General features: G+C 71.5%; 22 protein-coding genes and 1 pseudogene. 13 read left to right on the top strand and 10 right to left on the bottom strand.

Annotated elements, in window-relative coordinates; translation table 11 throughout:
- Positions 1 to 96: 96 nt before the first annotated feature.
- Positions 97 to 1,041 (bottom strand): NAD-dependent epimerase/dehydratase family protein, encoded by a 945-nt coding sequence (locus tag AB0C36_RS24295; protein ID WP_358357333.1) that lies wholly within the window; start codon positions 1,039 to 1,041, stop codon positions 97 to 99.
- A 49-nt stretch (positions 1,042 to 1,090) separates the two neighbouring features.
- Positions 1,091 to 2,047, bottom strand: a complete 957-nt coding sequence (locus AB0C36_RS24290) for an alpha/beta hydrolase family protein (RefSeq protein WP_358357331.1) — start codon at positions 2,045 to 2,047, stop codon at positions 1,091 to 1,093.
- A gap of 196 nt (positions 2,048 to 2,243) precedes the next feature.
- Between AB0C36_RS24290 and AB0C36_RS24285 the strand changes: the two genes are divergently transcribed.
- The gene (locus AB0C36_RS24285; RefSeq protein WP_358357328.1) at positions 2,244 to 2,834 is read left to right on the top strand and encodes a TetR/AcrR family transcriptional regulator; all 591 of its coding nucleotides are present in this window, start codon (positions 2,244 to 2,246) and stop codon (positions 2,832 to 2,834) included.
- Between the two features lie 12 nt (positions 2,835 to 2,846).
- Here AB0C36_RS24285 and AB0C36_RS24280 read toward each other — a convergent pair whose 3' ends face one another.
- From AB0C36_RS24280 to AB0C36_RS24265, 4 genes are all read right to left on the bottom strand, one after another.
- Positions 2,847 to 3,287 carry an excalibur calcium-binding domain-containing protein gene (locus AB0C36_RS24280; RefSeq protein ID WP_358357325.1) on the bottom strand — a complete coding sequence of 147 codons (441 nt, stop codon included), beginning with the start codon at positions 3,285 to 3,287 and terminating at the stop codon, positions 2,847 to 2,849.
- Positions 3,288 to 3,586: 299 nt separating this feature from the next.
- Positions 3,587 to 5,224: an ABC-F family ATP-binding cassette domain-containing protein gene (locus tag AB0C36_RS24275; RefSeq protein WP_358357323.1), complete on the bottom strand. Its 1,638-nt coding sequence runs from the start codon at positions 5,222 to 5,224 to the stop codon at positions 3,587 to 3,589.
- A 470-nt stretch (positions 5,225 to 5,694) separates the two neighbouring features.
- Positions 5,695 to 5,889 (bottom strand): SDR family NAD(P)-dependent oxidoreductase, encoded by a 195-nt coding sequence (locus tag AB0C36_RS24270; RefSeq protein WP_358357321.1) that lies wholly within the window; start codon positions 5,887 to 5,889, stop codon positions 5,695 to 5,697.
- 54 nt (positions 5,890 to 5,943) lie between these two features.
- On the bottom strand, positions 5,944 to 6,726 hold the full coding sequence (locus tag AB0C36_RS24265; RefSeq protein WP_358357319.1) for a glucose 1-dehydrogenase: 783 nt from the start codon (positions 6,724 to 6,726) through the stop codon (positions 5,944 to 5,946).
- Positions 6,727 to 7,010: 284 nt separating this feature from the next.
- Between AB0C36_RS24265 and AB0C36_RS24260 the strand changes: the two genes are divergently transcribed.
- Together AB0C36_RS24260 and AB0C36_RS24255 are read left to right on the top strand one after the other, a co-directional pair.
- The gene (locus AB0C36_RS24260; protein ID WP_358357317.1) at positions 7,011 to 7,634 is read left to right on the top strand and encodes a TetR/AcrR family transcriptional regulator; all 624 of its coding nucleotides are present in this window, start codon (positions 7,011 to 7,013) and stop codon (positions 7,632 to 7,634) included.
- Between the two features lie 131 nt (positions 7,635 to 7,765).
- On the top strand, positions 7,766 to 8,302 hold the full coding sequence (locus AB0C36_RS24255) for a methyltransferase family protein (protein WP_358357314.1): 537 nt from the start codon (positions 7,766 to 7,768) through the stop codon (positions 8,300 to 8,302).
- Here AB0C36_RS24255 and AB0C36_RS24250 read toward each other — a convergent pair.
- Positions 8,271 to 8,732 (bottom strand): hypothetical protein, encoded by a 462-nt coding sequence (locus AB0C36_RS24250; RefSeq protein ID WP_358357313.1) that lies wholly within the window; start codon positions 8,730 to 8,732, stop codon positions 8,271 to 8,273. The two genes, AB0C36_RS24255 and AB0C36_RS24250, sit on opposite strands and share 32 nt — an antisense overlap.
- Positions 8,733 to 9,008: 276 nt before the next feature.
- Between AB0C36_RS24250 and AB0C36_RS24245 the strand changes: the two genes are divergently transcribed.
- From AB0C36_RS24245 to AB0C36_RS24230, 4 genes are all read left to right on the top strand, one after another.
- Complete coding sequence (locus tag AB0C36_RS24245; protein WP_358357310.1) at positions 9,009 to 9,980, top strand: hypothetical protein; 972 nt, start codon at positions 9,009 to 9,011, stop codon at positions 9,978 to 9,980.
- A 32-nt stretch (positions 9,981 to 10,012) separates the two neighbouring features.
- The gene (locus tag AB0C36_RS24240; RefSeq protein WP_358357308.1) at positions 10,013 to 10,900 is read left to right on the top strand and encodes a TIGR03854 family LLM class F420-dependent oxidoreductase; all 888 of its coding nucleotides are present in this window, start codon (positions 10,013 to 10,015) and stop codon (positions 10,898 to 10,900) included.
- Positions 10,901 to 10,983: 83 nt separating this feature from the next.
- Entirely contained in the window at positions 10,984 to 11,658 is a 675-nt protein-coding gene (locus AB0C36_RS24235; RefSeq protein WP_358357307.1) for an HAD-IA family hydrolase, read from the top strand.
- Between the two features lie 133 nt (positions 11,659 to 11,791).
- The gene (locus AB0C36_RS24230; RefSeq protein ID WP_358357304.1) at positions 11,792 to 12,514 is read left to right on the top strand and encodes a L,D-transpeptidase; all 723 of its coding nucleotides are present in this window, start codon (positions 11,792 to 11,794) and stop codon (positions 12,512 to 12,514) included.
- Positions 12,515 to 12,697: 183 nt separating this feature from the next.
- Here the strand turns inward: AB0C36_RS24230 and AB0C36_RS24225 are convergent, their stop codons facing one another.
- Positions 12,698 to 13,618, bottom strand: coding sequence for a TIGR03619 family F420-dependent LLM class oxidoreductase (locus AB0C36_RS24225; RefSeq protein ID WP_358357301.1), 921 nt, complete (start codon positions 13,616 to 13,618; stop codon positions 12,698 to 12,700).
- Positions 13,619 to 13,676: 58 nt separating this feature from the next.
- Positions 13,677 to 14,561: an SDR family NAD(P)-dependent oxidoreductase gene (locus AB0C36_RS24220; protein WP_358357298.1), complete on the bottom strand. Its 885-nt coding sequence runs from the start codon at positions 14,559 to 14,561 to the stop codon at positions 13,677 to 13,679.
- A 115-nt stretch (positions 14,562 to 14,676) separates the two neighbouring features.
- Here AB0C36_RS24220 and AB0C36_RS24215 point away from each other — a divergent pair, with 115 nt between their 5' ends.
- Positions 14,677 to 15,264 (top strand): MarR family winged helix-turn-helix transcriptional regulator, encoded by a 588-nt coding sequence (locus AB0C36_RS24215; protein ID WP_358357295.1) that lies wholly within the window; start codon positions 14,677 to 14,679, stop codon positions 15,262 to 15,264.
- Positions 15,265 to 15,429: 165 nt separating this feature from the next.
- Positions 15,430 to 16,416 carry an LLM class flavin-dependent oxidoreductase gene (locus AB0C36_RS24210; protein ID WP_358357293.1) on the top strand — a complete coding sequence of 329 codons (987 nt, stop codon included), beginning with the start codon at positions 15,430 to 15,432 and terminating at the stop codon, positions 16,414 to 16,416.
- Positions 16,417 to 16,449: 33 nt separating this feature from the next.
- Here the strand turns inward: AB0C36_RS24210 and AB0C36_RS24205 are convergent, their stop codons facing one another.
- Positions 16,450 to 17,208, bottom strand: coding sequence for a hypothetical protein (locus tag AB0C36_RS24205; protein ID WP_358357291.1), 759 nt, complete (start codon positions 17,206 to 17,208; stop codon positions 16,450 to 16,452).
- 153 nt (positions 17,209 to 17,361) lie between these two features.
- Between AB0C36_RS24205 and AB0C36_RS24200 the strand changes: the two genes are divergently transcribed.
- The 4 genes and pseudogenes from AB0C36_RS24200 to AB0C36_RS24185 form a co-directional block, all read left to right on the top strand.
- Entirely contained in the window at positions 17,362 to 18,273 is a 912-nt protein-coding gene (locus AB0C36_RS24200) for an alanyl-tRNA editing protein (protein ID WP_358357290.1), read from the top strand.
- A 135-nt stretch (positions 18,274 to 18,408) separates the two neighbouring features.
- A complete protein-coding gene (locus AB0C36_RS24195) occupies positions 18,409 to 19,119 on the top strand; it encodes a DedA family protein (protein WP_358357288.1) in 711 nt (236 codons plus the stop codon).
- Positions 19,120 to 19,280: 161 nt separating this feature from the next.
- Positions 19,281 to 20,234, top strand: coding sequence for a YncE family protein (locus AB0C36_RS24190; RefSeq protein ID WP_358357286.1), 954 nt, complete (start codon positions 19,281 to 19,283; stop codon positions 20,232 to 20,234).
- Between the two features lie 111 nt (positions 20,235 to 20,345).
- Positions 20,346 to 20,441 (top strand): annotated as a pseudogene (locus AB0C36_RS24185) (ectoine hydroxylase); the annotation flags it as partial.

Raw genomic sequence — 20,441 nt, 5'->3', positions numbered from 1 at the left:
GAGAGCGGGCGGCCCTCGACCGGGTGATGGGCCGTGGATCACAAGGCCATGGGCGGACGCCGCGGCGATGGCGGGCGGCGGGCGTACGTCGAGGGCTCAGGCCTTGTTGCCGGCGCGTAGCCAGGCGATGTAGTCGGCGGCGGCGCGGTCGGTGTCGAACTCGGGTTGGTAGCCGGTGTCTTCCCGCAGGCGGGTGATGTCGAGGACGAGGTGTGGCGTGTGGCCGCCGCTGGGGAGGTCGATCCGGGCGTCGGGGACCACCTTCCGGATCGCCTCGGCGAGTTGGGCGTTGGTGGTGGCTCGTCCGGAACCCACGTTGTACGTACGGTGGTTCAGCTCGTCAGCGAGTTGGAGCAGCGCGATGGCCCGCCCGGTGTCCTTCACGTAGTTGAGGTCGAGCCCGTCCTCGGCGAAGGCCGGGCCCGCGAGGTCGGAGAGGTCGGGGGCGGTGCCGCGGGCCGCGGCGTGCACGAGTGCGGGCGCGGCGAAGAAGGGGTCGGCGTGCCCGAGCGGTCCCCAGGTGCCGGAGATCCGGTAGTTGACGATGTCGACGCCTGTGGTGTCGGCGAGGTATCCGCCGAGCATTTCGCCGATCTTCTTGAAGGTCGGGATCACGGCGGACGTGCTCGGCGGCAGTGGGGCGTCCTCGCGCAGCGGGCCGTCGTTCTCGGCACCGAAGTAGACGCCGATCGTGCCGGCGAGGCCCAGGCGGCGTACGCCCCACTCCTGCGCCGCCTGCGCGATGTTCAGCAGTCCGTCGATCGCCTGGCGTGCGGCCTCGACCGGCGCTTCGGGGGCGGGCGGCCAGGGGTAGGACCCGGCCAGGTGCACGATGCCCGTGATGTCGTGGCGGCGGCCGATCGCGAGCAGGGCGTCGCGGTCGGCGACGTCCGCCTGCTCCACGGCGACTCGGCCCCCGGTGAGCATGGCCGGCAGGCTGCGGGGCCGGCGCTGGACCACCACGCAGTCTTCGCCCAGGTCGAGCAGTGCGCGTACGGTGTGGGACCCGATGAAGCCGAGGCCTCCGGTGACGAGGATCATCTCCCGTCCCTTCTACGGTGGTTCCGGATCGGTGCGGTGGGCGGGTGTGTCACTTGCTCCGCAACTTGCCGAGCGGGTGCGGGTCTTGCTCCAGGGCCGTGGCGGCGGCCCGCCAGTCGGTGTTGTCGTTGCGCAGAACGCTGTCCAGGTACGCGGTGGTGACCTGCCGGATCAGCGCGACCCGTGCGGGGCTCTCGTCCGTGGTCTCGGCGACCTCGTAGCCGGGGATGCCGCCGAGTGAGTGCTCGCCTCCGAAGAGCGTCAGGAGGCTCTTGGCACCCGGGCTGTACGTGTACGGATCGGTGAACCAATCCGGCCCGCGCGTGGACAGGTGCGATTGGTCCTTGTCCCCGGCGACGACCAGGGCAGGGGCGGTCATCGTGTCGAAGTGCGGCCGCATGAACGGGAGATGCTCGGCCGCGAACGGAGTCAGGTCGTCGCCGAGACCGGTCAGGGCCAGGAGTACGCCGGCCCTGACGCGCGGGTCGGACAGGTCCTCGCCGGGTACGCCCTCGGCGTCCAGGACCCGCGCGCCCAGCAGGGTGCTCACGGTCTGGGCTCCCCACGAGTGGCCGGCCACGGCGATGCGGGTGCGGTCGACGCGGCCGCCGAGCCCCGGTACGGCGGCTTCCAGCACGTCGAGTTCGTCCAGTACGCGCGTGATGTCGTCGACGCGGATGCGCCAGATGTGCGGCGTACGGGGGTCCTCGGCGGGAATGCCGAGCGTACGAGAGTCCAGGTGGGTGGGCTGGACGACCACGAAGCCGTGTGCGGCCCAGTGGTCCGCGAGCGGGGCGTACCCGTCCATTGACAGGCCGAAGCCGTGCGAGAAGACGACGACCGGCAGGTCGACGCCGGTCGCGGGGGCGGACACGCGGACCTGGAGGTCCTCGCCCCGGCTCCCCGCAGACGCGGGCAGGATGACCGGCTTTGCGGATATCACCACGGCGGCCCGACTCACGGACCGCGCATTCACGGTGTCGGATGCAGGGCTGAAATCGGACATGGCAGGGCCTTTCGATCAGGTTCGTCGGTTCCGGGGAGCGGCACGCGCCAGGCCGCGAGGCGAGTAGGCGGGACACGGGCGGCGGCCTGGCCGCAGGCGTCCCGGTCTGCCATCATGAATGAAGCGGAGCGTTGCTCCACTTACAATATGGAACACTGCTCCGCTTTGCAAGCCCAGTCATGGAAGGAGTGCCGCGGTGCCCGACAGCAGCTCTCGGCAGGGGAGTTCCGCCGCGTCCAAGCGCAAGGACGCCCGGCGCAATCAGCAGACCCTGCTGGACGCGGCCGCCGCGGTCTTCGTCGCCTCGGGCGTGGACGCCCCGGTACGCGAGATCGCCGCCGAGGCAGGCGTCGGCATGGGCACGATCTACCGGCACTTCCCCACCCGTGCCGACCTGATCGTCGCCGTCTACCGCCACCAGGTCGACACCTGCGCCGAAGCCGGGCCCGCCCTGCTGGCGGCCGAGCCGACCGCCCACACCGCACTCGCACGCTGGACCGACCTGTTCGTCGACTTCCTGGTCACCAAGCACGGCCTTGCCGCCGCGATGCAGTCCGACAACGCGGGGTTCGAGACGCTGCACGCGTACTTCCTCGACCGGCTCGTACCTGTCTGCGCCGAACTCCTCGACGCGGCCGCCGCCTCCGGCGAGATCCGCCCGGACATCGAGGCCTACCAGCTCATGCGCGGCATCGGGAACCTCTGCATCGGCGCCGACAGCGACCCCCGTTACGACGCCCGCCGCCTCGTCGCCCTCCTCGTGGCAGGCCTGCGCCAACCGAAGTAGCCACCGGTCACCTCACTCCACCGGCCCGTTCGTCGTGGACGGCGCAATTTCCGGGCTCGGCTCACAGGCGGTGCCGTCCTTGTCCCGGTCCAACTCGTCGCGGTAGCCGGGTTCACCGCGCTCGATCGGCGCCTCCCCGGCCTCCCAAGCCTCCGCGCATTGCTCGAAGTACAGCGGGCCCTGGCCCGACGGTGGCGTCGTCGTGCCCGTACCCCACCGGGCGGGGGCGAGTTGGAGACCTCCCGCATCGTCGTTCCGGTGATCGCCCCGCCCGTCACGATGTACGTCCCCGTGTAGTAGCGGTGACTTCCGTCGGTCTGCGTGACGTCCATCGCGGCCCCGACCACGCCCCCATCGACCGACAGCACGGTCAGGTCGTAGTGCGCTTTCGTCACGTGGTCGTCGACGAATTGCGCATACGAACTCGCGAACGTGCTGCCGCCGAGGGCCCACGCACGCGCGTAGTCGCGCGCGTTGACGGCGTCGAAGTACGCGTGCACCACGCTCAGCGGCGCGGGCGGCACCGATGTCGGAACCGGTGGCGGCGGTGCGGGCGTCGACGGAACCGGCGGCGGTACGGCAGTCGTGGGCGGTGCAGGCGGCGTCGGCGGCGGGGCGGTCACGGTCACCGTCTGCGGTCCGGGTGCCGTTGAAGTCGGCGGGGAGAGACCGCTCGGCGAGGCCGCCCCGCGCCTTCCCCGTTGTCCCCGCAACCTGCGAGGAGTCCCGCCGCGAGCGCCGCCGGCGGGGTGTCAGGTCGGGGTCTCGGGTTCTTCGACGATGCCTTCGCCTCGCTCGATGCGGAGTCTTCTTGTGATGCCGATCGTGGCGAGGAAGGGCTCGTCGTGGCTGACCACGAGCAGTGCGCCCTGGTAGGCGGCGAGCGCCTGTTCGAGCTGGCGCACCGACGCCAGGTCGAGGTTGTTGGTGGGTTCGTCGAGGATCAGGAGGTGCGGCGGCGGCTGCGCGGACAGCAGGGCCGCCAGTACCGCGCGGAAGCGTTCGCCGCCGGACAGCGTGCCGACCGGCTGTTCGGGGCGGTTGCCGGTGAACAGGAAGCGCGCCAGGCGGCCGCGCAGTTCGGAGTCGGGGGAGTCCGGGGCGAAGCGGCGCACGTTCTCCAGGACGCTCGCGCCGTCGTCGAGGATGTCCAGCCGCTGCGGAAGATGGCGTACGCCGTCCACGCCGATCCGCACCTCGCCCCGCGCCGGCTCCGCCGCACCGGTGATCAGGCGCAGCAGCGTCGACTTGCCCGCGCCGTTGTCGCCGACGAGGGCGATCCGCTCGGGCCCGCGTACGACGAGGTCCAAGCCGTCCGGACCGTACAACTCGTCCGCGGTGTTCAGCCCCTCGGCGGTGAGCACGGTACGCCCGGCCGGAACCTCCGTCTCGGGCAGCGCGATGCGGATCTCCTTGTCGTCCCGCACCGCGTCCTTGGCCTCGGAGACGCGGGTGCGCGCGTCCTCCAGGCGGCCCTCGTGCATGCCCTTGTACTTGCCGGCCGTGACCTGCGCAGCCTGCTTGCGGCCGTTCGCGATGATCTTCGGAACGCGCTTCTCCACCTGGGCCTTTCGGCCCGTGCGCATCCTGCGGGCGAGCCGTACCTGCGCGTCCGCGAGTTCTTTCTTCTGCTTGCGCAGGTCGGTCTCGGCGGCGCGCACCGTTCGCTCGGCGCTTTCCCGCTCCACCTCCAGGAGTTCCAGGTACTCGGTCAGGTTGCCGCCGTACGTCCGGGCCGTCCCGGTGCGCAACTCCACGATCTGGTCGACGAGATCGAGCAGCACGCGGTCGTGGCTGACCACGACCAGGACCCCGGCGTACCCGCCGACCGCCGTGTACAGCCGTTCGCGCGCCGACCGGTCGAGATTGTTCGTCGGCTCGTCGAGCAGCAGGACCTCGGGACGGCGCAGCAGCAGCGCCGCGAGCCCGAGCAGCACCGACTCGCCGCCGGACAGCGTGCCGACGGTGCGGTCCAGGTCGACGTGCGGCAGCCCGAGCCGGTCGAGTTCGGCGCGGGCGCGCTCCTCGACGTCCCAGTCGTCGCCGACCGTCTCGAAGTGCCGTTCGTCGACGTCGCCGCTCTCGATCGCCAGTAGTGCCTGCCGGGTGGCGGCGATGCCGAGGACGTCCTCCACCCGGCGGTCGGCGTCCAGCGGCAGGTGCTGCGGCAGGTAGCCGACCTCGCCGACCGCGGTGACGGACCCGCCGGCGGGCGGCAGTACCCCGGCGATCAGTTTGAGCAGCGTGGACTTGCCGGCTCCGTTCACGCCGACGAGGCCGGTACGTCCGGTGCCGATGGCGAGGTCGAGGCCCTCGAAGACGGGCGTGCCGTCCGTCCAGGCGAAGGACAGGTCGGAGCAGACGATTGCGGGGGTTGTCGGAAAAGACATGGAGCGGCTCCCGAAGACGCGTGGCGGCATGGACGCGTATGGACACCGCAGCGCGATGACGGGGAACCGAGGTCTGACCGGAAAAGCGGCCCGGAAATGCGAGAACGCCCGGGGCGGTCACACCGAGGTCGGAACGCAGCCGCGAGCTCGTGGGCTCAAGCGGTGCGGTGTCCAGACCTCAGATGCGCAATGGACCATCCAGACGGGCGACAATGTGACCGGATGATCTTAGCCTCATGGGCAGCCGACTGGCAAGCGAGGTCTTGTCGGCGGCACTCGATCAAGTTGGCCGATTCGGCGTACGCGGAGCCGACCGCCTCGCTACCTTGTTCGACACGTGACGGGGGTGCCGGGGCGGGGCAGGGGGTGTCCCCGCGGTACACGAAATGTCTTGGGGCGTCCCAGCTTGCGCGGCGGCGCGGCCTGTTCGGCGGCCCGCCGAGGATCCCGGTCATGCAGTGTTTCTCCGCTCAAGAGAGGCAGCATGAACCGCGCGTCCCGCCGGCCTCGGCCGCAATCTCGTCGGCGACTCCGGCCAGCGCGGATGCGTCGCGCGCGGCCAGGACCACCGACGCCCCGGCGCGGGCGAGTGCGATCGCGGTGGCGCGCCCGATGCCGCGGCTCGCGCCCGTGACGATGGCGCACTTCCCGGTCAGCACCGCCATGCTGCCACCCAAAGTCCTTCCCTCAACCGCCACTTCGCCATCCGGCCGCCCCGCTCAGTGGAAGAGCACCGGCCGCTCCGGGCGCGGCGCCGCGCGCGGTCCCGCGGTGAAGCCGCCGTCCACGACGAAGTCGGCGCCGGTCGTGTACGAGGCACCCGGCGACGCGAGGAACGCGACCATGTGCGCGATCTCCTCGGACTCGCCCGCGCGTCCGAGCGGGAGCCCGTCGAAGCGCGTGTCGCGCTCGGCGCCGGACCGGTCCTCGGTGAGCATCCCACTGCGGATCGCGCCCGGCACGACGGCGTTGACCCGGATACCTAGCGGCCCCAGTTCGATGGCGGCGGTACGCGTCAGCCCGCGTACGCCCCACTTCGACGCCGAATACGCCGACGCCCACGCCTGCGCCTGGGTGCCGCTGATGGACGCGACGTTCACGATCGACCCGCCCCCGGCCGCACGCATCGCCGGCACCACGGCGCGGATCCCGAGGAACGTGCCGGTGAGGTTGATGTCGACGATGCGCCGGAACCCCTCGGCCGATTCCTCCTCGATGGGGACCAGCCGCATCGCCGCCGCGTTGTTCACCAGCACGTCGAGATGGCCGAATGCGTCGTGCGCACGGGAGACGGCGGCGGCCCAATCGGACTCGTCGGAGACGTCGAGGCGCTGGAACACCGCGGCGTCACCCAGCTCGGCGGCCACCGCCCGGCCCGCCTCCTCCTGTACGTCGGACACCACCACGCGGGCGCCGCACGACGCGAACAGCCTGGCCTCCGCGGCTCCTTGGCCCTGCGCCGCGCCGGTGACGAGCGCGACCCTGCCGGTCAGGTCGTACATGTAGCGAGCCTCTCGGGTGTGGTCGGGCGGGCTACGGCGGCCCACCGACGCCGCTGTTTCATAGCCATGATGCCTATCATGGCTATGAAAAGGGGGCAAGCGCTCTGTTGCCGCCCGGGCGCCCGCCGACCAGGTCCGCACCGGTCGAGGTCCGCTTCGTCCTCGAACGCATGGACGGCTGCCGGACCCGGCCCGCTCTCCGAAGCCGCCGCGGGCATCGTGTCCGCGGCGGCTCCGGGGCAGGGCCAGACCGTTTCTGTAGTGACTGCTATAGCCTGGGTGACATGACGCGCACGCCCCCCGACCAGACCACCGCCAAGCGGGGGCGCCCGCGTGCCTTCGACCGGGACGCCGCCCTCGCTAAAGCCACGCAGCTGTTCTGGCAGCGCGGCTACGAGGCGACCTCGATCGGCGAGCTGACCCGCGCCATGGGGATCAACCCGCCGAGCCTGTACGCGGCATTCGGGGACAAGAAGGCCCTGTTCCTGGAGGTCGTGTCGACGTACGGCGAGACGTACGGCGCGTTCACCCGGCAGGCGCTGGACGAGGAGCCGCGTGCGTACGACGGCATGGCCCGGCTGCTGCGCGAGGCGGCCGTGTCCTTCACCGATCCGACGCACCCGCGCGGTTGCCTGGTCATCTGCGCCGCGACCAACGTGACCGAGCAGAGCAGCGACGTCGAGGCCGACCTGCGGGCCCTCCGCGCCGGCAACATCGCCGAGTTCGAGCGCCGGTTCCGGGCCGCCGTGGAGGCCGGGGAGACCGCGCCCGACGCCGATCCGCACGCGATGGCGAACTTCTACGCCGCGGTCTTCCAGGGCATGTCGCAACGTGCCCGGGACGGCGGCACCACCGACGAACTGCGGGCCGTCGCCGAGATGGCCATCGCGGCCTGGCCGAAGCCGTGACCGCCGCCGATACCCGCTGACAGAGCCGGTCGTCGGAGCCCCAGGCAGAATCCGCCGCGCGGTCTTCTCCTTGCGCCGACAGCCCCGCTGGCAGCCCCACTGAGCGAGCCCGCCCGGCGCAGAATGTGACCATGCGGAAATCGAGCGCCGCGCTGGGCAGTTCGCTCTTCTTCGCGGCCGCGCCGGGCGTGGTGGCCGGAGTGGTTCCCTGGCTCCTCACCCGCTGGCAGCCCGGCCACGCGTCCGCGAGTTGGGGCGTCCCGGTACGCGTGGCGGGCGGGATCCTGCTGTCCGCCTCGGCCGCGGTGCTCGTACATGCGTTCGTGCGCTTCGTCGTCGAAGGGATCGGCACGCCCGCGCCGGTGGCTCCGACGGGCCGCCTGGTGGTGGGCGGCCTCTACCGGTACGTCCGCAACCCGATGTACCTGGCCGTCACCGGAGCGGTGGTGGGCCAAGCACTGCTGCTGTGGCGTCCGCTTGCGCTGCTGCCATATGCGGCGGGGTTGGGCGTGCTGTTCGCGTTGTTCGTACGCGCTTACGAAGAACCCGCATTGCGGCGGCAGTTCGGGGCAGAGTACGAGAGGTACTGCGCCGCGGTCCCCGCGTGGCGGCCGCGGGGGCGGGCCTGGCGGGGCGTCACGCCGCCCGCAGGCCCCGACCGCGTTTGAGGGTGTGGCGCAGGCGGTGGCGTACCGGAGCCGGGGCCGGCCTGCGGGCAGGAGCCGTGACGGGTTGCAGCGGGATCGGGCTGGTCAGCAGTGCCACGGGTGCCAGGACTACAGGGGATTCGAGGGTCACGGGCTTCAGCACCGGCTCAGGCTCAGGATCCGGCTGCGGTGGTGTGGGCTCGGCGGCGGACGCCTCGGGAACCGGCGCGGAGGCGGGCCGTGCGGTGTCCGTATCGGCGACGCGATCGGCGATGCGCACGGCGGCGGGGAGTTCGGCGGGGTGTTCGGGGAGTTCCGGCTTGGCGCGCGGCGTGCGCGGTACCTGTCTGTCGGCAACGGCAGGGCCCAGCATCCGGTCCTCGAACCACGTGAGACCCGATATGAGGCCGAACATTCCGATCGGAGCCAGGAGGGCGAAGACAAGATACATGTGCGCCGCCTGAGGTCGGGGGGTGAAGGCCGGGCTGGAGGTCTGCGACGTCCTCGCGGCGGCCTTTGAGCCGTGCCGTTACTTCTGACGGCTAACCGGGATCGACTAGGCCAAACGCGTCGACTGGGCCGAGCCGAATCCCGGATAGCGCTCATGTGTTGATCGAATTCGATCGTAAGCGGACACGCCTGATCTTTCCTGGCGAGACGGTCCCTCCTGGGTAATCCGCCGAGGGTGTCGACGGAGCGTAGGGAGCTTGATCACTTAGCGTGAAGTATGACCGTATTGTGTGGTAAAGGTGTGCGGCGCCTGCGCGTGCTCCTGGCGGCCTTCGTCGTCACGGCCCTCCTGACCGTGGTGCCGTCCGCGACCGCTCGGCCGGGACTGCCGCCGCCGGCGCCGGCCGACCTGTACGACATGGTCCGACGGGACCTCGGCACCCTCCCCGACAGGGGCTACACCCGGCCGGGGGAAGACGTACGCGCCGCGCTGCGTACCGGCCTCGATCGCGTCGTGGCGCGGGACTGGCTAGCGGTCGACGACGCGCTCCGCCCGCACCACTATTCAGGCACGACGCAGGCCGATTCCCCGAGCGGAGTGTTGTTCGGGCGGCTGTTCCCGCTCGACCACCCCAACGCGGGCCGGGGCGCCGCGTACGTCATGGGCGAGGGCACGTCCGTCGCGGTCCATGTGCCGCATCCCGTCTGTGAGCCGGGCGTGGACCGGCTGGGTGTCGAAGTGGCCCGCGGTGCCAAGGACTCCGTGCTGCTGGTGGCCGGCGCGAAGCGGTTCGCGGGCGGGCCGGGAGCGGGCTGCGCGCACCCCGGGAAGGAGCCGCTGCCGGTGGACTGCGAGGCGGCGTCGGACCCGTGGGTCTGCGACGAGACGGTCTTCCACACATGGAGCGAGTACCTGCGTGGGCGTTCGCTGCCGGCGGTGAGTCTCGTCGGTCTGGCCACGGACCGCGCGGTCGCCGACGTCGAGGTGGACGTGCCCGACGGGTCGGCCAGTTCGTTCGGGGAGGCGATCGCGGTGTCGGCCGAGCAGGCGGGCTTCACGGTGTGCCGGTCGTGGGTGGACACGTGCCCGGGCGCCGACGAGGGCAGCCGGTCGCGGCAGGCGCTCGCGTACGGGAGTACGCGGGCGGCGTTTGCGGCGGTCCAGGTACGCCAGTCCGTGCTGGACAACGCGGAGGAGCTCGTGCAGGTGGCGAAGGCCGTCGCCGCGGCAGCCGGCGCCCACCATTGACGCGGCGTCAGTAACGGGGTGACGGTGGGTCGGTGAAGATTCGCATTGGCATCGGCATCGGGCCCCGCGCCCACGACGACGGCACGACTTTCGCGAACGTCGTCGACACGTGCGAAAAGCTCGGCATCGACTCGCTCTGGCTGCCCGACACGATCACGACCGACCTCCCCGACCCCCACGTCGGCATGGCCTACGCCGCCGGGCGCACCGCACGTCTCAAGCTCGGCACCGGCGTCTCCGTGCTCCCCGGCCGCAACCCCGTCGCCGTCGCCAAGGAGCTGGCGACGCTCGCCGAACTGGCCCCGGGCCGCATCCTCCCCGCCTTCGGCGTCCAGCACGCACGAGCCTTCGAACGCCCGCTGTTCCCCATCCCGGGCCGCCGTGGGGCGGTGTTCGACGAAGCGCTGACCCTTGTGCGCAGGCTCCTGTCGGAGACTGAAGTGTCTTTCCAGGGCGAGTACTTCGGCTGCGAGGGGATCACCGTACGGCCGCAGCCCGAACGCCCTCTCGACATCTGGCTGGGCGGCAGCGGCCCGGCCGCTCTCAGCCGCATCGGCCGCCTCGCCGACGGCTGGCTGGCGGCCAACGTCACCGCCGCCGAGGCCGCGAGCGGGCGTACCGTGATCGAGGCCGCCGCACGCGAGGCCGGACGCGCGATCGACGACGACCACTACGGGCTCAGCCTCGCGGTCGCTTTCGGCGACTACCCCGAAGCCCTGCTGCGCGCCCTGCGCGAGCGCGCTCCCGAGACCGACCCGGCCGCGTTGATCCCGAACGGCTGGGAGGCCACCCGGAAGCTGATCCGCGCCTTCATCGACAGCGGAATCAGCAAGTTCGTCGTACGCCCGGCCACGCCGCCCGCCAACTGGGCGGCCTTCATGGACGAGTTCACCCAGGAACTCATGCCCCTGGAATCCTGACACCCGCCCGCCCGCGAGACGATCTCCCGGGGCACACCGCGGCGTTCGAGGATCAGTGGGTTTTCCGACCGGAAAGAGAGTTTGTGGACGAGACGGCCGGCGTGGCCCGACTGCGGTGTTCGGCAGTGCTTTTCGATCTTGACGGGGTGCTGGTCGATTCGCATCCGACGATCGAACGCATTTTGCGGGAGTGGGCAATTGCCAATGCGGTGGATCCGGATGTGGCGGTTGCGGAGTCGCAAGGACGTCGCGATGTCGATTTGGTGGCCTTGGTCGCCCCGCATCTGAATGCCGAGGAAGGCGCGCGCCAGTTGATTGCCCGCGAGAGCGCCGATTTCGACGGGATCCGCGCCCTGCCGGGTGCCGCGGAGCTGTTGGCTGCGCTGCCCCCGGGATCCTGGACCGTGGTGACGTCGGGAGCCCGCGCGGTGGCCCGGGGACGTCTCGCCGCGGCGGGCCTCCCGGTCCCGGAGACGTTCGTCGCGGCCGAGGACGTCGCCGACGGGAAACCGGATCCGGAATGCTATTTGCGCGGTGCGCGGCTGCTCGGTGCCGATCCCGCCGACTGCCTGGTGGTCGAGGACGCCGAAGCCGGGCTGCTGGCCGCCCGGGCCGCCGGAATGCGGGCGATTGCGGTGGGCAAAGGCGTGGTTGGCCCGCGCGTACTCGGGGAAGGCCGGATAGACGATCTTCGGCAGTTGGCCGTGGAGGCGGCGGAGACCGGCGGCTCCGGCTTCGTGGTGAAGACGGCACGGTGACACACCTGAGACAAACGGGGTGCAACCCCGGTTACTCCCGGCGGCGTCAATCGGGCAGTGAAGTACCTCGGGTGGCAAATAGTCGTGCTGGGCACAGAAGGGCTGGAAGGAATTGAAGAAGACGCGCATAACCGTGGCTGTCGCGGTGGCCGTGGTGTTGGCCGCCTCGGCATGTGAGTCGGGGTCGTCGTCGGACAGCAGCGACGCAAAGGGCAAGCCTGGTACGAGCACTTCCGCAGCCCCCTCCTCGTCGGCCCCGGCGTCCGCGACGCCGCCGGCCCCGGAGACCACGAGCGCGGCCCCCAGCACCTCGCCGTCGGCCGTACCCAGTACGACGGCCCCCAGCAGCACCCCGCCCACCTCGGCGAAGCCCTCCACGTCGGCGACCTCCAAGAAGCCGCCGACGAGCACGAAGCCGAGCACCAGCAAGCCGGCGACCTCGAAGCCGCCTACCACCAGCAAGCCGCCGAAGCCGGCCGGCAACCTGGACCCGCGCTGCATGACCGGGCGCGCGATGTGCGTCGACAAGACCACGCGCAAGCTGACCTGGGTCATTAACGGGGTGCCGCAGTACTCGTTCGAGGTCCGCTTCGGCTCGAAGGAACTGCCGACGCGTGAGGGCACGTTCTCGGTCCAGTCGAAGTCCCGGGACCACGTCTCGACGCTGTACCACACGCCGATGCCGTACGCGATGTTCTTCAGCGGCGGCCAGGCCGTGCACTACTCGCCCGACTTCGCCGCCAACGGCTACAACGGCGCGTCGCACGGCTGCGTCAACGTCCGCAACAAGGCGCTCGTGCAGAAGCTCTTCAACGAGTCGCGCATCGGCGACAAGGTGATCGTCTACCGCTCGTAGCGACGGCAGCGTCGTCGCGTCGCGGTCGCCTTGCGGCCGTGCCGCGGTCGGACGAGCGTTCGGCCCAGGCCGGCAGCACACCCGAAGACACGAACACACGTGTGGGCGGCACCGAGAAGGTGCCGCCCACACGTGTTGTTCACCTCGTTCACCTTGTTCGCCGGGCCTGGCGCCCGGGCCGCGTCAGCGGCCGAGTGCCGCGTCGAAGAGCCTGCGTGCCTCGGCGAAGAACGCGGGAGCCTCCTTCGGCCCCGGGCAGAACGCCTGGATCGGCAGCTGCAGTGCGGTCGCGCCCGCAGCCACCACCTCCGCGGCGTTGTCCATGGTCCGGGCGAGGTCGAACTTGCCGTCGTCGCCCTTCGCCATCGGGATCGGCCCTTGTACGCGCAGCGCCGCGGGGTCGCGGCCCGCGTCGGCCAGCGCCTGACGAATCGTCACGACATCGCGGGCCATGTCCTCGGTCGACAGCCCCATGATCGGGATCCACCCGTCGCCGGACTCGACGATGCGCGCCAGGTTGCGCTTGTTGAGCGTGCCGCCGATCCACAGCGGCACACCGCCCGGCTGCACGGGCTTCGGCATCAGGTACGTGTCGCTGAAGTTGACCGTCTCGGACGCGAACGCCGCCGGGGTCTGCGTCCACAGCGCCTTGCAGGCCGCGATCGTGTCGGTCAGCAACCGCCCGCGCAGGTCCCAGTCGAGGCCGGCCGCGTCGTACTCCTCACGCTGCCACCCGGTCCCGACGCCGAGTTCCAGGCGCCCGCCGCTGATCTGGTCGAGCGTCGCGGCGGTCTTGGCCAGCAGGGTCGCCCCGCGCAGCGGCGCGACCAGGATGCCGGTGGCCAGGCGGATGCGCGACGTGACGGCGGCCATGCCGGCGAGCAGCGTCAGCGGCTCGGACCACGGGGCTTCCGGCGGCGTGGGGAAGCGGCCCCAGACGTACTTGTCGGTGTTCGGGCCCATGACGACGTGGTCGACCAGGACGACGCGGTCGATGCCCGCGTCCTCGGCCGCACGCGCGACGTCCACGAAGCCGCGCCAGTCGCCGTCCGGCCAGGGGCCGAAGTTCGGCAGTCCGATGGACAGCTGCACGTCGTCTGTCATTCGTTTCTCCATTCGTTCGTTCGGAGACGGTGCCGGGACTTCGGCGCTCGGGTCGGCGTCAGCCCGCGGCGGGCGGGGTCTGGGGGATGCGTCCGGCGAGGGCGGCCTCCACGGCCTCGTCGCCGACCGTCGCGCGCGCCAGCTTCTCGAACGACGGTGCCGCCCGCAGCTCCTGGCCGCCGTCGACGGCGATGCTCTGGCCGGTCGTCCAGGACGCCTCGGGCCCCGCGAGGTACCGGACGGCCTCGGCGATGTCGCGCGGCGCGCCGATGCGCCCCAGGGGCTTGTTGGCGAGGTACGCCGCGATCAGCTCCTCGTTGCGGAAGATCCGGGCGTCCTCCTGCGACTTCACCAGCCCGGGGCGTACCGCGTTGACCCGCACGCCGAGCGGCGCCAGCTCGTCCGCGGCGACCCGTACCAGGGCTTCGAGCCCGGCCTTGCCCGACGCGTAGCCCGCGAGGTACGGCCACGACAGCTTGGCCGCGTTGGTCGAGATGAGCACGATCGAACCGCCGCCCGCCGCGGCGATGGGCGGGGTCGCGTACTTGATCGCCAGGAATCCGCTGACGGTGTTGCGCCGCAGGTCCTCGACGAACTGCTCGTCGTCCATGGCCAGCAGCGGTGCGACCTTGCCGCCGCCGACGGTGGCGACGCAGATGTCGAGGCGTCCGCCGTCGCGCGTGGCCAGGTCGACGGCCGCGCGCACGCCCTCGGTCGTGCACGAGTCGCCCGCGATGTACCTGACCTCGGCGCCTTCCGGCGCCACCGCGCGCAGCCGCTCGGCGGTCGCGGCCAACTCCGGCTCGCGCCGCGCGGTGAGGGTGACCGAGCATCCGTCGCGCAGCAGCCGCTCGGCGCTCGCCGACGCGATTCCGCCGCTGCCGCCCGTGACCAGGGCCATGCGGCTGGCCAGGGGACCGGCCGGGGGGACAGGAGTGGTCATGCTTCGGTCTCCGTTCTCAGCCGGTTGATCTGACGAGCCGTCAGTCCGCGAGACCGTTATACCGGAAAACATTCGAGCTGTAATCTTTCGGGCTCGCACGATAGGGTCCGGAGCCATGGACACACGGGGAGGCGGACGGCGCACCGGCGCCTCCGCGGGCGAGGGCGGGTCCGCGGTCGCGCGGCACGAAGCGCGGGAACCCGGGCGGGAAGCCGAGCGAGAAGCCGCGCCGGACCGCGCGGAGACGGAAGCGGGCGCGCGCCGCACCGTCCGAGGCGCCGCCGACATCGCCGGACTGCCCGGCCTCACCCCGCTCCTGTACGAGGCGACGGCCCGCCTCGACGCGCACTTCGCCTCCTGTGCCGCGGCCGTGGGGCTCACCGCGTCGCAGGCCAACGCCGTCTACGAACTCGCCGAACCGGCCGGCATGCGCGAGCTGGGCCGCCGCATGTGCTGCGAACCGCCCAACGTCACCTTCGTCGTGGACCGCCTCGAAGAACGGGGCCTGGTACGCCGCGGCCCACTGCCCGGCGACCGCCGCGCGAAGCAGGTGGAGCTGACCGAGGACGGCCGCGCCCTGCGCCGCGACCTGCTCGACCGCCTCGCCGTCGACCCCCCGCTGCGCGGCGGACTCGGCGACGACGAGCGCCGTACGCTCCGCACTCTGCTCGCCCGGGCCCTCGCCGACCCGGACCCGGCGTAGCCCGGCCGCGGCCCGGCAGCGCGGTCCCACGCCCTGCGCCCGTCGTGAGACAAAGTCGTGGATTGTGTCCTGCATCTGGCTCTCGCCGCCCCCCGACACTAACCTGACGGTCCATCAGGCACGGGGCGTCCGCAGGCTGCGGGCGTGGGATCCAGGAGACTACGCATGGCAGTTTTCGCGCTTCGCTTCGACTTCCGCAATCCGGCCTTTGCCGGGACCACCATGGGCGAGCGGTACGGAGCGGCGCTGGACATGGTCTCCTGGGCGGAAGAGCGCGGCTTCATGATGGTCGTGCTGTCCGAGCACCACGCGTCCGAGGACGGCTACCTGCCGCGCCCGCTGCCGATGGCCGCCGCGGTCGCCTCGCGCACCAAGAACATGATGGTCAACATCGCCGCGATCCCCGCGCCGCTGCACGACCCGCTGCACATGGCCGAGGAACTCGCCGTCGTGGACCTCATCAGCCAGGGCCGGGTGAGCGTCGTCCTCGCCAACGGCTACGCCGCGCACGAGTTCGACATGTTCGACCGCTCCCTCAAGGACCGGGCGAAGCTCACCACCGAGATGGTGCACACGCTGCGCGCCGCGTGGACCGGCGAGCCCTTCGAGTTCCGCGGCCGCACGGTCCGGGTGACCCCGACCCCGTTCCAGCCCGGCGGCCCCGCGATCGTGCTCGGCGGCAGCGTCGAAGCCGCCGCCCGCCGCGCGGCCCGCATCGCCGACGGCTTCATGCCGTCCAACCCGGGCCTGTGGGAGTTCTACCGCGACGAGAAGCTCAAGCTCGGCCAGGAGGACCCGGGCCCGTACTTCGGCGGCGACACCGGCTTCCTGCACCTGTCCAAGGACCCGGACGCGGACTGGGAGCGCATCGCCCCGTTCGCGATGCACGAGGTCAACGCCTACGGCGCGATGATGGCCGAGGCGGGCACCGCCGGGACCGACGCGGGCGGCTACGAGCCGGTCGGCAGCGCCGAGGAGCTGAAGAAGACCGGCCAGTACCGCGTCATCACGCCGGAGCAATACGTCGACGAGCTCAAGGCGATGGGCGATGCCGCGTTCGGCCTCTTCCACCCGATGATGGGCGGCATCCCGCCGCAGCTGGCCTGGGAGAGCCTCAAGCTCCTGGAGACGGACGTCATCCCCAACCTCTGACCGACACCGGTCCGGTGCCCCCGCCGCCACGGCTCATCCGGTGCTGGGGGCGCCGCCGATCATGTCCTTGAACCGGTCCCACGCCGTGCGTTTGCCCGGCGGGAACCGCTTCACCGCCTTGGCACGCTTGTGCGAGCCCGCCGGGTAGCGCCAGCGCGCCCAGGGCGAGTCGGGCTTGGCGAGCCGGAACGTCGAGACCATCGCGACGACCGGCACCAGCACGCCGATGAGCCCCGTCGCCACCTTGCCCTTGAAGATCGCGGCGAGGGCGAACACCAGGTTCATCAGCGCGACCACCGCCCCGACCGGTGCGCTCTCGCCCGGGCCGATGTCGAACGGGTTGGCGCCGAGCATCACCAGCAGCCCGACCCCGGCCGCGATCAGCACCGCGTCCACCGACTTTCGGCCCTCTGCGGACCAGTAGACGTCGTCCATGTGGAACCACAGCGCGTACTCGTCGAGCGTCAGGGCGGCCCCCGCGCCGAAGACCGCGGCGAGGACCGAGCGCGCGACGCCGCCAGGCTCGTACGCGAACTCCGCGGCGCCCGCGATCAGCATCAGGAAGATGCCGTACACCTGGTGGTGCACGTGCAGGCCGCCGGAGAACGTCACGTTGCGGAACGGGCCCTTGCCCGCCCGGATCATGCGGGTGATCATGCGCGTCAGCAGGAACGTGACGATGAACGCGATCAGCATCCAGCCGATGGCGCGGCGGATGGGCTCGGGCTGCTCCTCGGTGTCCGGTGGCGCGGTCGCCGCCCACCGGAACAGGTCATACGCGTCGTACGCCATGCCTCGCCTTGTCCGGAGTTTCCGATCGGGTGCGCTTCGTACATGATCGACCGTGCGAACCGTCCGGCCCGGGAACCCGGCGCCGAAACACGGTCGCGATGCGCGAAAGACCACCGAAGGACGCGCGAAAGACGACCGAAGGAGTTGCCGGGCATGTCCCTCCCCACCGCCTCGACCACCGTCGGCTACCCCGCGGGCGACGTCGCCGGCACGTCCCCGGTACTGGCCGTCCCGGTCCTGCCCGACGGCCGTTGGGCCGTCGTGGTGGCGGACACGCCCTTCCACCCGCTCGACCACACCTGGCCCGACCAGCCCGCCGACACCGGCACGCTGACCGTGGCCGGACGCGCGTACCCGGTCGTCGACTGCCAGACCGGGGGAGTGGGGCCGGACGGCGCGTTCGCGGTGGCAGGCGACATCCCGGTGCGGCGCGGCGACGAGTCGTGGGCCTGGCTCGTGCTGCACGTGGTCGACCCCGCCGAGGGCGTCGACCCCGCGTCGCTGGTCGGTGAGGAGGCCGTGCTCGCCGTCGACCCCGCCCGGCGGGCCGCGCTGAGCGCCGCGCACACCGCGTGCCACCTGATGGCCTTCGCCCTCAACGAGGCCCTGGCGGAGCGGTGGCGCAAGGAGGTCCGCACGGACGCCCTCGGACGGCCCGACTTCGACAACCTCGCGATGGACACGTCCCGCATCGGCGAATGGACGAGCCGCGACGACTACCGGATCGGCAAGTCGCTGCGCAAGAAAGGCTTCGGGAGCGAGGGCCTCGCCGACGACCTGGCCGCCGTCCAGGAGCGGGCCAACGCGACGCTCGCGGAGTGGGTCGCCTCGGGCGCGGCGGTACGCATCGAGGTCCCCGACACCGCCCTGACCGCCCGCCGCGTGTGGCACTGCGCGCTGCCGGACGGCGACGCGCACATCCCGTGCGGCGGAAGCCACGCGCACAGCCTCGCCGACCTCGCGTCGGTCGTCGTCGCGCTCGACCTGTCGGCGGACGGCACGGAGTTGACCGCGCGTACGACCGTCACCCCCGCGCCGTCCGCGTCCGGCATTTCCCCGACATAAGACCGCGGATTCCGGGAACCGGGGCCGACATGATCCGCGTTACTCTTGGGAGACCGTTCCTTTGCACTCCCATGACCTGGTGCCTTTGTGCCCGGACGTGGACCGGCTCCTGTCACCCATCGGAAGGCCGCCGCCGTGACCACCCTCGCCCTCGGGCCCTCGTGGCTCGATCCCGAGTACCTGATCTCGACGTTCGGCCTGATCGGCATCCTCACAATCGTCTTCGCCGAATCCGGCCTGCTCATCGGCTTCTTCCTGCCGGGTGACTCGCTGCTGTTCACCACCGGCCTGCTGGTGGCCGACGGCGAGTACCTGACGCAGCCGCTGTGGCTCATCTGCCTCCTGCTGGTCGTCGCGGCGGTCGTCGGCGACCAGGTCGGCTACCTGTTCGGACGCAAGGTCGGCCCCTCGCTGTTCAACCGGCCCGACTCACGCCTGTTCAAACAGGAGAACGTGGTCAAGGCGAACGAGTTCTTCGAGAAGTACGGCCCGCGCTCGATCATCCTGGCCCGCTTCGTGCCCATCGTGCGCACCTTCACGCCGATCATCGCGGGCGTCGCCGGCATGAAGTACCGAACGTTCGTCGTCTACAACGTCATCGGCGGCGTGCTCTGGGCCTGCGGCGTCACGGTACTGGGCTACTTCCTCGGCCAAATCGCGTTCGTGCGCGACAACATCGAGTTCATCCTCATCCTCATCGTCGCGCTGTCGGTCCTGCCGATCGTGATCGAGGTGCTGCGCGCCCGCGCGGCCAACCGGCGGGCCGCGGCCCGCGCGGAGGACGAGGAGGGCCACGACCGCGCGGACGCCGGCGGGCAGGGTGGCCGCGGGCGCCACGCGGCCTGAGCCGGACCCGAGTTCGGGCCCGGCGGGACCCCGGGCCCCCGGTCGCCCACGGCCGGGGGGCGGAGGCCGGGGCGAGCCCGAGCGCGAACCGCCCGCGGCGTTCGCACACCCGTCCGGACCGCCGTGCGTACGAACCGGGCCCGCGGCGGTAGCGTCTGCCCATGCGTCCTCACCTCGCCGCGCAGACCTCTCTGCCGCCCTTGTGGAGTCTCGACCGGGTGCCCGGCGCGTCGGTATGGCTGGCGCACACCGAAGACGGCGAACTGCTCGTGCTGGACGACGCGCTCAAGGTGCAGCGCACCGTTCCGCTCCCGAGTGAGTGGAAGGGCGGCCACGCGGTCGCGCCGGACCTGTCGTTCGTCGCCGCGTCCGGTCCCGACCGGGTGTGCGTCCTGGACATGACCGGCCGTCAGGTCTGGTCCCATCCGCACGCCGACTGGGAGTTCGAGGAATCCGGGTCGTGTGTGGTCACCACCGACGCGCGGGGAGTGTGGGCGGTGCTGCGCGCCGGCGACTCCGACCACTGCGTGCTGTTCGACGCGGCCGACGGGCAGGTGCTGCGTACCGCGCCGCTGCCCTCGCCGACCGTCGGCTCCGAGCTGCTGCCGCACCCCGACGGCATCCACGTGGGCATCGCGGCCGGGCACGGGGACGACGTGTACCGGGTGTTCCTCGTGGCGTCCGACGGCGTCGGTCCGGCCGTCGAGATCACTCCCGGCGATTCGCGGATCCTCATCGACATCCAACCGGGTTCGGGCCTGATGCTGACGACGCCGTACGGTCCGGGTCCGCTCGCCCTGCTGCGCTCGCCGGACGGCGGGATCGTCGCGGCCCGGCAACCCGACCCGCTGCTCCCCGGCGACGACGAACTGTTCGACTTCTACGCCGGGTTCCTGGGACCGGACCGGGTCCTCGCGGCCTCGTCCGAGCAGCGGCACGTCGTCTTCTCGGTGCCCGACCTGCGGCCGATCGCCGAAGTGGAGTACCCGGACGACGCCGAGCGGGCGTGGCTCGTGGTGCGCCACGACGGCACCTGGGTGACCGCCGACCCCGACTCGGGGCTGGTGCGGCTGTGGCACGCGGCGACTCCCGGCGTGTTCGGCCACCAGGGGTAAGTCGCTGTGCCCTGTGCTGCGATGGTCATGTCGTGTAACCAGCGTGACGAGCACGATCACCACCCGTCCGCCTCGGGTCCATCGGCGGCATGTTCTCCATGGGCACACACCTCGCCGTACGAGCGCGCCAACGTGTTCATCGTCTACAACAGCGTGGAGAACGCCCTCGTCGAGCCGTTCGCCGCACCGGCGCCGCGCCCCGAGCAC

It is taken from the genome of Streptodolium elevatio (genome assembly GCF_040649515.1).
GTDB classification, from domain to species: Bacteria; Actinomycetota; Actinomycetes; order Streptomycetales; family Streptomycetaceae; genus Yinghuangia; species Yinghuangia elevatio.
Note: the sequence above shows the minus strand (reverse complement) of the source record. Positions and strands in the feature narration are given on the sequence as shown.

Coding starts and splice junctions, on each gene's coding strand:
- AB0C36_RS24295 (WP_358357333.1), bottom strand. CDS start 1,041: ATGATCCTCGTCACCGGAGGCCTCGGCTTCATCGGGTCCCACACCGTA.
- AB0C36_RS24290 (WP_358357331.1), bottom strand. CDS start 2,047: ATGTCCGATTTCAGCCCTGCATCCGACACCGTGAATGCGCGGTCCGTG.
- AB0C36_RS24275 (WP_358357323.1), bottom strand. CDS start 5,224: ATGTCTTTTCCGACAACCCCCGCAATCGTCTGCTCCGACCTGTCCTTC.
- AB0C36_RS24270 (WP_358357321.1), bottom strand. CDS start 5,889: ATGGCGGTGCTGACCGGGAAGTGCGCCATCGTCACGGGCGCGAGCCGC.
- AB0C36_RS24265 (WP_358357319.1), bottom strand. CDS start 6,726: ATGTACGACCTGACCGGCAGGGTCGCGCTCGTCACCGGCGCGGCGCAG.
- AB0C36_RS24260 (WP_358357317.1), top strand. CDS start 7,011: ATGACGCGCACGCCCCCCGACCAGACCACCGCCAAGCGGGGGCGCCCG.
- AB0C36_RS24255 (WP_358357314.1), top strand. CDS start 7,766: ATGCGGAAATCGAGCGCCGCGCTGGGCAGTTCGCTCTTCTTCGCGGCC.
- AB0C36_RS24250 (WP_358357313.1), bottom strand. CDS start 8,732: ATGTATCTTGTCTTCGCCCTCCTGGCTCCGATCGGAATGTTCGGCCTC.
- AB0C36_RS24245 (WP_358357310.1), top strand. CDS start 9,009: ATGACCGTATTGTGTGGTAAAGGTGTGCGGCGCCTGCGCGTGCTCCTG.
- AB0C36_RS24225 (WP_358357301.1), bottom strand. CDS start 13,618: ATGACAGACGACGTGCAGCTGTCCATCGGACTGCCGAACTTCGGCCCC.
- AB0C36_RS24220 (WP_358357298.1), bottom strand. CDS start 14,561: ATGACCACTCCTGTCCCCCCGGCCGGTCCCCTGGCCAGCCGCATGGCC.
- AB0C36_RS24215 (WP_358357295.1), top strand. CDS start 14,677: ATGGACACACGGGGAGGCGGACGGCGCACCGGCGCCTCCGCGGGCGAG.
- AB0C36_RS24210 (WP_358357293.1), top strand. CDS start 15,430: ATGGCAGTTTTCGCGCTTCGCTTCGACTTCCGCAATCCGGCCTTTGCC.
- AB0C36_RS24205 (WP_358357291.1), bottom strand. CDS start 17,208: ATGGCGTACGACGCGTATGACCTGTTCCGGTGGGCGGCGACCGCGCCA.
- AB0C36_RS24200 (WP_358357290.1), top strand. CDS start 17,362: ATGTCCCTCCCCACCGCCTCGACCACCGTCGGCTACCCCGCGGGCGAC.
- AB0C36_RS24190 (WP_358357286.1), top strand. CDS start 19,281: ATGCGTCCTCACCTCGCCGCGCAGACCTCTCTGCCGCCCTTGTGGAGT.